At 69.3% G+C, this 13,293-nt stretch carries 13 protein-coding genes; 6 read left to right on the top strand and 7 right to left on the bottom strand.

All coding sequences use genetic code 11. The annotated features are described in order from the left end of the window. Positions 1-52: 52 nt before the first annotated feature. The 5 genes from HCN51_RS42030 to HCN51_RS42010 all read right to left on the bottom strand — a co-directional run bounded on the left by HCN51_RS42030 (position 53) and on the right by HCN51_RS42010 (position 4,141). Entirely contained in the window at positions 53-664 is a 612-nt protein-coding gene (locus HCN51_RS42030; RefSeq protein ID WP_080043705.1) for an HD domain-containing protein, read from the bottom strand. A gap of 1 nt (position 665) precedes the next feature. Further along, positions 666-2,846, bottom strand: coding sequence for a molybdopterin-dependent oxidoreductase (locus HCN51_RS42025; RefSeq protein ID WP_168017589.1), 2,181 nt, complete (start codon positions 2,844-2,846; stop codon positions 666-668). Between the two features lie 137 nt (positions 2,847-2,983). Further along, complete coding sequence (locus HCN51_RS42020; RefSeq protein ID WP_168017588.1) at positions 2,984-3,622, bottom strand: hypothetical protein; 639 nt, start codon at positions 3,620-3,622, stop codon at positions 2,984-2,986. Between the two features lies 1 nt (position 3,623). Then, positions 3,624-3,839, bottom strand: a complete 216-nt coding sequence (locus HCN51_RS42015; RefSeq protein ID WP_080043702.1) for a hypothetical protein — start codon at positions 3,837-3,839, stop codon at positions 3,624-3,626. 158 nt (positions 3,840-3,997) lie between these two features. Next, positions 3,998-4,141, bottom strand: a complete 144-nt coding sequence (locus HCN51_RS42010) for a hypothetical protein (protein WP_168017587.1) — start codon at positions 4,139-4,141, stop codon at positions 3,998-4,000. Positions 4,142-4,488: 347 nt separating this feature from the next. Here HCN51_RS42010 and HCN51_RS42005 point away from each other — a divergent pair, with 347 nt between their 5' ends. Both HCN51_RS42005 and HCN51_RS42000 read left to right on the top strand, forming a co-directional pair. Next, the gene (locus HCN51_RS42005) at positions 4,489-5,352 is read left to right on the top strand and encodes a helix-turn-helix domain-containing protein (protein WP_080043701.1); all 864 of its coding nucleotides are present in this window, start codon (positions 4,489-4,491) and stop codon (positions 5,350-5,352) included. 41 nt (positions 5,353-5,393) lie between these two features. After that, entirely contained in the window at positions 5,394-5,618 is a 225-nt protein-coding gene (locus HCN51_RS42000) for a DUF397 domain-containing protein (RefSeq protein WP_168017586.1), read from the top strand. Positions 5,619-5,717: 99 nt separating this feature from the next. Here the strand turns inward: HCN51_RS42000 and HCN51_RS41995 are convergent, their stop codons facing one another. Beyond that, positions 5,718-7,166, bottom strand: coding sequence for a catalase (locus HCN51_RS41995; RefSeq protein WP_168017585.1), 1,449 nt, complete (start codon positions 7,164-7,166; stop codon positions 5,718-5,720). Positions 7,167-7,346: 180 nt separating this feature from the next. After that, positions 7,347-8,777 carry an MFS transporter gene (locus tag HCN51_RS41990; protein WP_168017584.1) on the bottom strand — a complete coding sequence of 477 codons (1,431 nt, stop codon included), beginning with the start codon at positions 8,775-8,777 and terminating at the stop codon, positions 7,347-7,349. Between the two features lie 103 nt (positions 8,778-8,880). On the opposite strand from HCN51_RS41990, the gene HCN51_RS41985 reads away from it, so the two are divergent. From HCN51_RS41985 to HCN51_RS41970, 4 genes are all read left to right on the top strand, one after another. Then, positions 8,881-9,717 carry a helix-turn-helix transcriptional regulator gene (locus HCN51_RS41985; RefSeq protein WP_346433987.1) on the top strand — a complete coding sequence of 279 codons (837 nt, stop codon included), beginning with the start codon at positions 8,881-8,883 and terminating at the stop codon, positions 9,715-9,717. 60 nt (positions 9,718-9,777) lie between these two features. Continuing rightward, positions 9,778-10,860, top strand: coding sequence for a CapA family protein (locus tag HCN51_RS41980; protein ID WP_168017583.1), 1,083 nt, complete (start codon positions 9,778-9,780; stop codon positions 10,858-10,860). A gap of 42 nt (positions 10,861-10,902) precedes the next feature. Then, positions 10,903-12,624 (top strand): SDR family oxidoreductase, encoded by a 1,722-nt coding sequence (locus tag HCN51_RS41975; protein ID WP_168017582.1) that lies wholly within the window; start codon positions 10,903-10,905, stop codon positions 12,622-12,624. Positions 12,625-12,721: 97 nt separating this feature from the next. Beyond that, a complete protein-coding gene (locus HCN51_RS41970; RefSeq protein WP_206068518.1) occupies positions 12,722-13,288 on the top strand; it encodes a TetR/AcrR family transcriptional regulator in 567 nt (188 codons plus the stop codon). The last annotated feature ends 5 nt before the right edge of the window (positions 13,289-13,293 follow it).

The following is a 13,293-nucleotide window of genomic DNA, read 5'->3' as shown; positions in this document are numbered from 1 at the left end:
TCGCTCGTACTGTCTCTTTCACGACAAGTCCCCTACCCCCGCCATGTGGGGATCACTCGGACAGGTGCCCTCGGGCCACCGAGAGTTCGACCAGCTCCAGGGCGTACGCACCGAGCGAGGGCGAGCCCTCCTCGATGATCCGCACCTTCTCCCTGACCTGAGCCGCCTTCACCTTGAACAGCGGCCACGTGCCCCCGTCGGTGTGGTGGTTGGCCAGGATCGGGGCGAACCGGTCGAGCGCCTTGGCGAAGCGCGCCTCGGGCGTCTTCCTGGCCTCGAACTCGTCCCACAGCTCCCGCAGCCACACCCCCTGCTCGCCCGGCAGCAGGCCGAAGATGCGGTCGGCGGCGGCCCGCTCGGCCGCGGCCTGGGCCTCGACCGCCACCGTGTCGTAGATGAACGTGTCGCCGGCGTCGATCTCCACCAGGTCGTGCACCAGCAACATGGCCACCACCCGTTGGAGGTCCGTTCCGGGTGGGGCATGCTCTCCGAGGACCATCGCCAGCGTGCCCACGTACCAGGAGTGCTCGGCGGTGTTCTCCCGCCGCGAGCCGTCGATGAGATGGTTGCGGCGGATGATCCGCTTCAACTTGTCGATCTCGATGGCGAAGGCGATCTGGGCGTTCAGGCGGTCCTCTTCTGGCGCGATAGTCACGCGCGACACCCTAATGTGCGATGATCACCCCGGTTGGTGAAATCGTGACCGGAACTCCGTTGAACACTGCGTTACCACTCGGTACGTCTATGGTCGTCTCGTCGGTGAGCGTGTTGACGCTGACACCCGCGTGCTCGGCCGCCACGTTCTGGGCACTGCCCGCGTGGCCCCATCCGTGAGGCAGGCTCACCACGCCCGGCATGATCGTGTCGGTGGCCTCCACGGGCACGGTGACCTGGCCCTTCGCCGAGCGCACCACGGCCTCGCCGGCCAGGCCCAGCCGGGCCACGTCGGAGGGGTGGATCTGCAGCGTGCACCGGTTGCTGCCGCCGACCAGCGGGCCCACGTTGTGCATCCAGCTGTTGTTCGAGCGCAGGTGCCGCCGCCCGATGAGGACGATCTCCGGCGGCTCCTCCTCCAGCTTGCCGCGCAGCCGTTCGACATCCTCCATGAGCTGCGGGGGCGCCAGCTCGACCAGCCCGGACGCGGTCTTCAGCACCTCGCCCAGCCGGGGCTCCAGCGCGCCGAGGTCGAGCCCGTGCGGGTGGTCGAGCAGCTTGCGCAGCGACAGGTCGCCCTTGCCGGCCCACTCGCCGTACGGGCCGAGCCGCAGCATCAGGTCGAGCCGCCGCTCGCCGCCCGTCTCGCCCTCCAGCAGATCGCGCAGCTCCGCCACCTCCCGCCCCTCGACGCCCGAGCCGGGCGTCTCCGTGGCCTTGCGCAGCAGCTCGTCGATGACGAACGCGTCGAGGTCCCCCTCCAGCCCCGAGGCGATCATGGCGAGCCTGGCCAGGATCTGGGCCTCGGACGGCCGCTCGTCCAGCGGCAGCAGCGGTGGCGAGTACCGCGCGTAGTTCCGCACGGCGAACCCGAGCAGCGCGAAGTCGTAGTGCCCCGACTGCAGGACGCGTGGCGGCGGCAGGATGACGTTGGCGTGCTTGGTGGTCTCGTTCAGGTACGGGTCCACGCTCACCATGAAGTCGAGCTCGCGGAACGCCGCGTCCAGCCGGGCGCCGTGCGGGGCCGACAGCACCGGGTTGCCGGCGATCGTCAGCAGGAACCTGACCTGCCCCTCGCCGGGCGTCTCGATCTCGTCGGCGAGCGTGGCCACGGGCAGCTCGCCGTTCGCCTCGGGCAGGCCCCGGACGCGGCTCCTCCACCGGCCCACCGCGTACGGCCGGCGCCGCCCCCCGAACTCGGTCGCGGGCTTGGGGAACATGGCGCCACCGGGCCGGTCGAGGTTGCCGGTCAGCACGTTCAGCACGTCCACCAGCCACTGGGCCAGCGTCCCGAACTCGGCCGTGCACGTGCCGATCCGCGCGTACACGGCGGCCGTGGGCGCCGCCGCCAGCTCCCTGGCCAGCCGCGTGATCGTCTCGGCGGGCACGCCGGTGCGCCGGGCCACGGCCTCGGGCGGGAAGTGCTTGGCCGCCTCGCGCACCTCGTCCAGCCCGTTGACCTCGTGCGCGGGCCGGGCCAGGTCCTCGGCGAACAGCGTGTGGACGATGCCGAACAGCAGGTACGCGTCCGTACCGGGCCGGACGAAGACGTGCTCGTCCGCCAGCGCGGCGGTGCGGGTGCGGCGCGGATCGACCACGACGAGCCGGCCGCCGCGCCCGCGCAGGGCCTTGAGCCGGCCGGGGAAGTCGGGCGCGGTGCACAGGGAGCCGTTCGATTCCAGCGGGTTGGCGCCCAGCATCAGCAGATAGTCGGTCCGGTCGAGGTCGGGCACCGGGATGGCCAGCGGATGGCCGAACATCAGCCCGCTGGCCACGTGCTTCGGCATCTGGTCGGCGGTGCTGGCGGAGAAGACGTTGCGGGTGCCGAGCGCCTTGATCAGCGGGGTGGCGTACAGGGCGCCCGCCATCGTGTGGGCGTTGGGGTTGCCGAGGTAGACGGCGATGGAGCGGCGGTCGGCGACCCGCTCCAGCCCGGCCCGCACGGCCTCGAACGCCTCGTCCCAGCCGACCTCGCGCCACAGCTCGCCCTCCCTGATCAGCGGCTTGCGCAGCCGGTCGGGGTCCTCGTCGAGCCGTCCGAGGCTGGCGCCCTTCGGGCAGATGAAGCCCTTGCTGAAGGGATCGTCCTTGTCGCCCCTGACGCTGGTCACGTGGCCGCCGTCGTCGAGGGTGAGTGTCAGGCCGCAGACGGCTTCGCACAGGGGACAGGTCCGGTGGACGGTCGACGTCATCACGACTCCTGAGTTCGCCAGATGAACTCATCTTGACGCGGACGAGCCTCATGGGGAAGCCCTCTACAGGGGGAAGCCCCGGAGCCCCCGCGGTCTCCGGGGCTTGCACCCCTAGGGAAGGCCCCGTTCCCTAGGTCTCATGCCGCCTGCGGCAGGGTCGCCAGATCAGGCGGCTCCTCGAGCTCCGATCTCAGCGGGATCCACGATCGGCGGCCGTACAGGCGGTCCAGCCCGGGGGAGGTCGCCCCGGGCGCCTCGTCGCGCCGGACGATCTCCACGATCAGGAACTGGGAGCGCGTGCGGTGCCGGTGCACGCGCACCGCCCGGGCCCAGCAGGCCGCCGCGATCTCCTCGGCGTACGCCTCGAACGCCTCGGCGCTGATCCCGGCCCGTACCATGACCAGCGCCTTCTCGCCCGTGGTCGTCGGCGTGATCCAGAGCACCAGCGGGATGCGGCCGGCCCTGGTGTGCAGGGTCGTCTCCAGGCAGGTCCGCTGCAGGCGGCGCCGGGAGACCACGCACCAGAAGTGCGCCACCACCCAGTTGCGCCCGAACCTGGTGGCGGCCGGCACCGACGCCGCGCCGGCCGTCAGGACGAACGGCACCCAGTGGCCCGCGTGCGCGGCCCCCAGCAGGCCCATGACGATCAGCGTCAGCCCGCCGAGCAGCAGCAGCTCGGTGCGCGCCCGCCACAGCCTGGCCACGGGCGAGCCGCCGCGCGCGGCGGGAAGGTCCTCGCTGGCCGGGTACCTCTGGTTACGCGGGTTCCGTGCCATGTCAGGACACCTCCTCGATCACCTGGCTCGGCTGGCGGAGCTGGTCGAAGCGTGGGTCCCGGTACCTGCGGGAGCCGAAGCCCGTCCTGGTGACGGTCCAGCCCATCCGGAAGGCGAATTCGTCGGGCTCCACGCAGATCTCGTAGTCGGCGGAAGCAATGAGATCCTGGATCCAGGACTTGATTCGGCTGACCCCCTTGGTACCTTGTGAGTACATAGAAGACCCCTTTCGCGGCATTTAGAGGTGGCTTCTGGCCGGGTCCGACGGCTGATGACGGAGTTTCGCCGCAGGGTGGCAGCCCATATGCGGCGCTCGGTGGTCAGCCTCGGCCCGGCTTTTTTCGTGCTCGAATGAGCGAACTCGCGCTGCGTCGTTCAGGCGATGACGAGATCCTTCCGGCAAGTGGCCTCCCTGGTGCGGATGTTCGTTTCCGGGACGGCGACGCTGCCGGAGATGCGGCCCTCGTACGGGCGCGCGACGGTGGTCCGGGGGCCCGGCGTGCTCGGCCGTGTCGTCATGTCCGGCCTCCTCACAGCTCGGGATCCCTCCTTGTTCTGATCGTCCCTTGCAGTCGTCCTTGCTGCAAGACTTCCAGCAAGGGAAGATTTACTTTTCTTCGCTTATTGCAGTGCAACTTGCACGACAAGCGGCACGGGCCCGGTAGAAGGCGGAAGATCTCAACCGTCTCCTGCCACTTCGCGGAGCTTGTCCTTGCTCCTACGCTCTACCCATGAAAGCCTTCTGGCAAGGCTGCGCGGCACTACACATGCAACTTGCAGTGTAAGATTGGGCGAACGGCCCAAAAAGCCGAGCTCGAAACGGTCCCATCCGGCTACACCTTCATTCCCGAGAAGGAGGGTGGACGGTGCCATCGCAGCAGGGCAGTCCAACAGTACGGCGGCTCCGGCTGGGCCAGGAGCTCCGTCTTCTCCGGGAGCGCCGCAAGTTCACCGGGGCCAAGGCCGCAAGAGAGCTCGGCTGGTCGCCGAGTAAGGTGAGCCGCATCGAGGCCGCCAAGACCATGCCCTCCGCCGAGGACATCAAGTCCATGGCCAAGTTGTACCGCGCCGATGGCGACAAACTGGAAGAGCTCGTCGGCCTGTTGCGTGACGCGGAACAGCGCGGATGGTGGGAAGATTACGAGGACACCCTCCCCGAGGAGTACACAAGATTCCTCGGCCTGGAGGCGGAGGCCATTCACCAGCGCGACTGGGAACCCCAGGTAGTGCCGGGTCTCCTGCAGACCGAAGGTTACGCCCGGGAGGTCATCCTTGCCACGCGCGGCATCTCGCGCCTCACGCACAGCGGTGTTCGCAGCAGGGTGGAGGCCCGTCTCGATCGGCAGCAGAGGGTCCTGCACAGGCCCGATCCCTGCCGAATGAGCGTCATTCTGGACGAAGCGGCACTTATGCGTCGTTTCGGGGAGCCTTCGGTAATGCGTGAGCAGATGGAACATCTGTTGGAGGTGTCCCTACTGTCACACGTCAGCGTTCAGGTCCTACCATTGGACTCGCTTCACCCGGTCAACACCGGCGCATTCATTCATCTGAAGTTCGCGGAATTCGACGACGTGGTGTATCTGGAGCAGCTGTACTCGGCACGCTTTGTCGAGGACCTCGAACGAGTGGCCGGCTACGAGACCGCCTTCGACCACATGCGGTCGGAGGCGCTGGATGAGGACGACTCTCGCATACTCATCCAGCGCAAGGCGATGCTCTGGCGGCGGTGACGCCGACACGTCATTAAAGGCAATGGAGCCTAGGGAAAATTATGCACAACGACATCACGAAGGCGGCCTGGCGCAAGGCCAGCTACTGCAACGGCGCATCTGCGTGCGTCGAGGTCGCACCTCTGGCCGACGGCAACGTCGCGCTGCGTGACAGCAAGCAGCAGGACGGGCCGGTCCTGGTATTCACGCCGTCGGAGTGGGCTGCCTTTGTGGCGGGCGTCCAAGATCACCAGTTCGACCTGGGCACCCTCGCCGCCAGCTCATGACAAACGGCTCTGGGCAGTTGCTGGAACAACTTCCCAGAGCCGTTTCGTTTTGCGGGCCACTTCGCCGGCCCGGCCGGGTTCGCGGCGTACCCCGGAAGCTCAGGCCAGGCCGAGGCCCTGGGCGACGCCGTGGCCGAGGTCCTTGTGGATGTTGTTCCAGTAGTCGACCACGCGGTGCTTCATGTCGGTCGTGACCTCCGGGGCGGAGGCATGGCCGACGATGTTGCTCACCAGGTGGGCGCGGTCCGTCTCCGACAGGACGTTCTCCCACAAAGCGCGGGGCTGGACGTAGTCGTCGTCCTCGGCGTGCTTGATGTAAGCCGAGCGGATGATCTCGCCCGTCACGTGGTAGTGCTCGCCGGAGTAGAGCGACGGGTCGGCGGCGGGGCCGCCGGCCGTGTTCGGGGCGTAGACCGGGTCGTGGGGGTTGCGGTAGGTCATCGGGCCGTCGAAGTTGTACGAGTGCACCGGGACGCGGGGCTGGTTGATCGGCAGTTGCAGGTAGTTGGGGCCGATGCGGTAGCGGTGGGCGTCGGGGTAGGAGAACAGGCGGCCCTGGAGCATCTTGTCGGGGGAGGCGCCGATGCCGGGCACCAGGTTGGCGGGCTCGAAGCTCGACTGCTCGACCTCGGCGAAGTAGTTCTCCGGGTTGCGGTTGAGGACGAAGCGGCCGATGGTGATCTCGGGGTGGTCGCTGTGCGGCCACACCTTGGTCAGGTCGAAGGGGTTGAAGCGGTAGTCGGCCGCGGCCTCGAACGGCATGATCTGGACGTTCACCGTCCACGACGGGTGGTCGCCGCGCTTGATCGCCTCGAACAGGTCGCGGGTGTGGTAGTCGGGGTCGGTGGCGGTCAGGGCCTGGGCCTCGGACGCCGTGAAGTTGCGGATGCCCTGGTCGGTCTTGAAGTGGTACTTCACCCAGTACTTGTCGCCGGCGGCGTTGTACCACAGGAAGGTGTGGCTGCCGAAGCCGTGCATGTGGCGCCAGGAGGCGGGGGTGCCGCGGTCGGTCATCAGGAAGCTGACCTGGTGGGCCGACTCCGGGGAGAGGGTCCAGAAGTCCCACTGCATGTTGTGGTCGTGCAGGTGGTTGTCGGCGCGGCGCTTCTGGCTGTGGATGAAGTCGGAGAACTTCTGCGGGTCGCGGATGAAGAAGATCGGCGTGTTGTTGCCGACGATGTCGTAGTTGCCGTCTTCGGTGTAGAACTTGATCGCGAAGCCGCGGGGGTCGCGGGCGGTGTCGGCGCTGCCGTTCTCGCCGGCGACGGTGGAGAAGCGCAGGAACAGCGGGGTCTCGGCGCCCTTCTGGAAGAGCCCGGCCTTGGTGAACTGGCTGACGTCCTCGGTGATCCGCACGATGCCGTGGGCGCCGCCGCCCTTGGCGTGCACCACTCGCTCGGGGACGCGTTCCCGGTTGAAGTGGGCCATCTTCTGGATGAGGTAGTGGTCCTGCAGCAGCAGCGGGCCGTTCGGGCCGACGGACAGCGAGTGCTCGTCGCTGGGCGCGGGGATGCCCGCGTCGTCGGTCGTGACGGGCCTGGTGGTCATGGCGCGTTCCTCCGCATGGTCGTTCCTGGCAGCTCGGGCAGACGCCCCGGTGCGCGACGGCGACGCGCGCCGGCCGGGCCGCGGTCGTCCGCGGCCCGGCCGGGCGGATCAGGTCGTCGTCTCCATGCCGACAACCTATGCGCTAAACCTGAATGATTCAAGTAAAGGAATTGTCCAAGTCTAGGCGGTGGCTGCCGCCGGGGCGCTGCGGCGCCGTACGAGGAACAGCGAGCTCAGCCCGGCGAGCACGGCCAGGGCCGCCATGGCGAGGGCCGTGGTCAGCGAGGCGGAGGACGCGGCGCCGGCGCTCTGGTCGAGGGAGATGAACAGCGTGCCCACGGTGGAGACGCCGATGACCTGGCCGAGCTGCATGACGGTGAGCAGCGCGCCGCTGGCGTCAGCGGCGTAGGCGCCGTCCACCTGCTCGGTGGCCATGTTGGTGACCGCGACCTGCACGCCGAGGCCGGCGCCGATGAGGGCGCTCATGATCGCGTACGCGACGCCGCCGCCGGAGGCGAGGCCGAGGCCGACGTAGGCGGGCGCGGCCACCACGTAGCCGACGGGCACCAGCGGCCGCTGGAGCCGGGCGGGCAGGCGCGGCCAGAGGAGCCCGACGAGGCCGAAGGCGAGGGCGCAGGGCACCAGCATCATGCCGGACGCCAGCGGCGACAGGTGCAGGTCACCCTGGAGGTGCAGGGCGGAGGTGAACAGGAACGCGCCCCACGTGGCCGGCCCGAACAGCAGGATCGCCAAGCCGGGCCGCATGCCGGGCGCGCGCAGCACCCGCGCGTCCACGAGCGGGCGCCCGCCGCGACCGGTCACCCAGCGCTCGATCCGGACGAACGCGGCGAACATCACCACGCTCAGCCCCATGGAGATCCAGCCCCACAGCGGCCAGCCGAGGTCGCGGCCGAGCACCAGCGGCACCACGAACAGCAGCACGGCCGCAGAGAGGGTCACCAGGCCGAGCGGGTCCAGCCCGGTACGGCCGCCGCCCTGGTCGGCGGGCAGCACGCGGAGCCCGGCCACCAGCAGCAGCGCCCCGATCGGCACCAGCGTCAGGAACACGACCCGCCAGCCCAGCCCGAGGCCCAGCAGGACCCCGCCGAGCGCCTGGCCGACCACGATGCCGCCGCTGATCACCAGCGACCACAGGCCGATCGCCCGGCCTCTGGCCGCACCGTGGTAGTTGCGCTGGATCAACGTCAGCACCTGCGGCATCATCATCGCCGCGCCGGCGCCCTGGAGCAGCCGGGAGGCCACCAGCCAGCCCGTCGAGGGCGCCAGGCCCGCGGCGAGCGTGGTGACGGTGAAGACCGCCAGCCCGCCCAGGAACGCCTTGCGGTAGCCGAACAGGTCACCGATCCGGGCTCCGGTGATCAGCAACACGGCGTAGACAATGGTGTATCCGGCCACGATCATCTGCAGCCCGGCCCCCGAGGAGTGCAGGTCGGCCTCGATGGTGGGGGTGGCCACGTTCACGATGTTGACGTTCAGGATCGCCAGGAACTGCCCCACGAGGATGATCGCCAGGAGCAGGCCGCTGGCCTTGGGAACGGCTTCCTGCGATGGGGTGTTCACAGGAGGGGAGAAAGCGGCAGTTTGCGACATGTCATCCAGTGTGCCGCGATCCTGGTACCAGTAACGAGAGCCTCTTTATACTGGTATTGGCGGTAACTGGATAAGTCGCCTCACATGCCCCCATGATGGAGAAGTGACCGTGGTAGAGGCAAGACGTACCGACCTGTCCGCGTTCCTGCGCTCCCGCCGGGAGCGGATCACGCCGGAGATGGTCGATCTCGCGCCCGGCCCGCGCCGGCGGACGCCGGGGCTGCGCCGCGAGGAGGTCGCCCAGCTCGCCGGGGTCGGCGTCACCTGGTACACGTGGCTGGAGCAGGGGCGGCCGATCAACGCCAGCCCGCAGGTGCTCGACGCGATCTCTCGCACGCTCAGGCTCGACAGCGCCGAGCGCCACCACCTCTACCGGCTGGCCGGGCAGGCGGCCGACCCCGTCCCGGTGGACTCCGGGCAGGTGACGCCCGAGATGCAGGGCATCCTCGACCGGCTCGGCGACCTGCCGGCCTGCGTGTCCAACAGTCGCTGCGACGTGCTGGCGTGGAACGACGCGTACGCCGCCCTGTTCCCCGAGCTGGTCGAGGCGCCCGACGGGGAGCGCAACTCGCTCTGGCACGCCTGCCTGCACCTCAAGCCCGTGACCCGGCTGGCCGACCGCGACCAGGAGCTGGCGCGGGCGGTGGCCGTCTTCAGGGGTGCCTACAGCCGGCACGCCGACTCGCCCTGCTGGCAGGACTTCGTGCGCCGGCTCAGCGCCGAGAGCGCCGAGTTCGCCCGGTTGTGGGCCCGGCAGGACGTCGCCGAGCCGGGGCCGAGGGTGAAGGGCTACAAGCACCGGGATCTCGGCAGCCTGCGCTTCAGCACCACGAGCCTGTCGGCGATGCCGGAGATCCGGCTGATCGTCTACACGCCGATGGATGACAGGACTCGACTGGCTATGTCCAGGTTGATGAGCATGAGGGAGCCTGCGCGGTAGTCCGCCCTGCATGGCATGCTCGAACCCTGTAAGGCAGGTTTCGAGCGGAAGTGGCGGCAGATGAGAATCCCCCGTGCCCTCCCGGTGATCGCTGTCGTCGGGTTACTCGCCGCGTGTTCGGCGGTGCCTGAGCGCCAGTTGCAGAGCAAGGAAGTGGCCGCCACGCCGGAGCAGAAGGACAAGACGCCGACGGCGAAGCCGACCCCGCAGCGCGCGCCGTTCACCATCGCCTTCGGCGGGGACGTGCACTTCGAGGGCATGCTCCGGCCCCGGCTGAACAACCCGCGCACGGCGCTCGGGCCGATCGCGAGCGTGCTGCGCAAGGCCGACTTAGCGATGGTGAACCTGGAGACGGCCATCACCACGGGCGGGACGCCGGCGCCCGGCAAGCAGTTCACGTTCAGGGCGCCGGCCAGCGCGCTGACGGCGCTGAAGGCCGCCGGGGTGGACGTCGCCTCCATGGCCAACAACCACGGCATGGACTACATGGAGACCGGGCTGGCCGACTCGCTGGCGGCGATCAAGCGCAGCAAGTTCCCCATCGTCGGCATCGGGGCGAACTCGACGCAGGCGTACAAGCCGTTCAGGAAGACCGTCAACGGCAACCGGGTGGCGATCATCGGCGCCACGCAGGTGATGGACGCGGAGTTCATCACGTCGTGGACGGCCACCGCCGACAAGGGCGGGCTGGCCTCGGCGAAGAACGAGACGGCCCTGCTGCGCGCGGTCCGCCAGGCCCGCAAGAGCTCCGACACCGTGATCGTCCACCTGCACTGGGGCACCGAGATGCAGAAGTGCCCCAACCAGGCGCAGCTCTCGCTGGCCCCCAAGCTGGTCGCGGCCGGGGCGGACGTGGTGGTCGGCGGCCACGCGCACATCCTGCTCGGCTCCGGCTACCTCGACGACGCCTACGTCAGCTACGGCATGGGCAACTTCGTCTTCTACAACTCCAACCCGGCCACCACCGGCAGGACCGGCGTGCTCACCCTGACCATCAAGGGTCGCAAGATCTTGAAGGATTCGTGGACTCCGGCCACGATCCAGGGGGGTATCCCGATACCGATGGCGGGGTCGGCGCGCACCCAGGCGGTGGCCGACTGGAAGGCGCTGCGCTCCTGCACGGGTCTGGCCGCGCGACCCTGATCGATCTATTCTACTGGACAAATCGTCCAATAGGAGGTCGCGATGCGCATGGTGGACTCCGGTGACGTGCGGCTGGCCGTGTTCGAAGAGGGGTTCGAGGAAGGCGACCCGGACAAGCCGGCCGTGCTGCTCCTGCACGGGTACCCCGACACGCATCGCGTCTGGGACGAGGTGGCCGCGCTGCTGCGCGACCGCTTCCACCTGATCCGGTACGACGTGCGCGGCGCCGGCGCGTCCACCGAGCCGGCGGACCGGGACGACTACGGCTTCGACCGCCTGCTCGGCGACCTGACCGCCGTCCTAGAGGCCGTGGGACGGCCCCGGGTGCACCTCGTGGGGCACGACTGGGGCTCCATCCAGGGCTGGGAGGCGCTGAGCAGGGCGGGCCTGCGCGACCGGCTCGCCTCCTTCACCAGCATCGGCGGCCCTGGGCTGCGGCAGGCGGCGCACTTCTTCCGTAACGGGCGGCCCCGCGACGTCCGGGCGCAGCGGCTCAGGTCCTGGTACATCGGCGCGTTCCGGCTGCCGGTGCTGCCCGAGCTGGCGTGGCGCTCGGTGCTGCCCGGCCTGCTCGCGCGCGCCCTGCGCGGCGACGGCATCGAGCCGCGCCCGGGGCATCCGGCGAGCACGCTGGTCAGGGACGGGCTGAACGGGCTCGCGCTCTACCGGTGCACCATGGGGGAGTCTCCGCCGGACCCGCAGGTGGCCGGCGTGCCCGTGCAGATCGTCGAGGCCACGCGGGACGCGTACGTCACGCCCGCGCTGCTCGACGCGGCCGGGCGGTGGGTGCCCCGGCTGTGGCGCCGCAGGGTCGCGGCCGGGCACTGGGTGCAGCGCAGCAGGCCCGAGGCGGTGGCCGGGATGATCGCCGAGTTCGTGGCGCACGTCGAGGGCGGGGCTGAGAGCCGGGAGCTGCGGCGGGCGCGGGCGGGCGGGGCGTTCGGCGGGCGGCTCGTGGTGGTCACCGGGGCGGGCTCGGGGATCGGGCGGGCGACGGCGCGGGCTTTCGGGGCGCATGGGGCGGAAGTGGTCTGTGCGGATATCGATAGGGATGCGGCGACGCGCGTGGCCGAGGATATTGCGAAAGACTTTCAGGTCAAGGCGTACGGGGTGCGGGTCGATGTGGCGAATGCCGACGCCATGGAGGACTTTTCGCGAAATATCATCGCTGAATATGGTGTGCCGGATATTGTGGTGAACAATGCGGGGATCGCCGTCGCGGGGGCGTTCCTCGATCACACCATTGACGACTGGCGCAGGACCATCGACGTCAATCTGTGGGGCGTCGTGCACGGCTGCCGGCTCTTCGGCGCCGCCATGGCCGAGCGCGGCGCGGGCGGGCACATCGTCAACGTCGCCTCCCTGGCCGCCTTCGCGCCCTCCCGGGTGCTGCCCGCGTACTCGACCACGAAGGCCGCCGTGAAGATGCTCAGCGACTGCCTCAGGGCCGAACTGGCGGACCACGGCATCGGGGTCAGCGCCATCTGTCCCGGGTTCGTCTCGACGGGCATCGCGAGCCACGCCACGTACACGAAGGAGAGCCTGCGCGAGGACGCCGTGCGCGGGCTCGCGCGGCGCGGATACCCGGCAGAACGGGTGGCCGCGCACATTCTGCGCGCCGTCCGCAGAAACCAGGCGGTCGTCCCCGTGAACGCCGAGGGGAAAATCGGCTATGCGCTGTCGCGGATTTCGCCAAGGGCGATGCGCGGGCTGGCCCGGTTGAGCAAATTCGCGGGTAAGGATCGCTCATACAGGAGAAGATGAATCTGTGTCTTCGCCGCAAATGGACGACGAGTGCGTCTACCCCAAAGCCCTCAGGCGGCAGCCCGCACAGCGCCGCAGCGCCCGGCGCGTCGAGCGGATGCTCGACGCCTGTGCCGAGCTCCTCGACGAGACCGGTTACGAGGCCCTGTCCACCACCCGCATAGCCGAGCGGGCGGGCGTCGCCATCGGGTCCGTCTACCAGTTCTTCCCCGACAAACGCGCCATCACGCAAGAGCTCACCCGGCGCAACGTCGAGGAGTTCGTCCGCAGAGTCGACCGCAGGTTCCTGGAGGAGGACTACCGCGGCTGGTGGGAGGCCGTCGATGCGATCATCGACGTCTACGTCGACATGCACAGGAAGGTCGCCGGCTTCAAGAGCCTGCACTTCGGCGACGCCGTCGACCTCAACCTGCTCGACTCCGACTCCGACAACAACACCGTGATCGCCGGCCGGCTGCGTGGCCTGTTCCTGAAGGAGTTCGGGCTGGCCGACAGCCCCTCACTCGACCTGGCCGTGCTCGTGGCGGTCGAGGCGGGCGACGCGGTGCTGAAGCTGGCCTTCCGCCGCGACCCCGACGGGCAGCCGGAAATGATCGACGCGGCCAAGCAGATGATCAGAGGGTTCCTGGCCCGCCAGCTCAAAGCCCTGCCACCCGTCCGCTGAACGGG

Origin of the sequence: Nonomuraea composti, from assembly GCF_012034275.1 — a bacterium.
GTDB classification, from domain to species: domain Bacteria; phylum Actinomycetota; class Actinomycetes; order Streptosporangiales; family Streptosporangiaceae; genus Nonomuraea; species Nonomuraea composti.
Note: the sequence above shows the minus strand (reverse complement) of the source record. Positions and strands in the feature narration are given on the sequence as shown.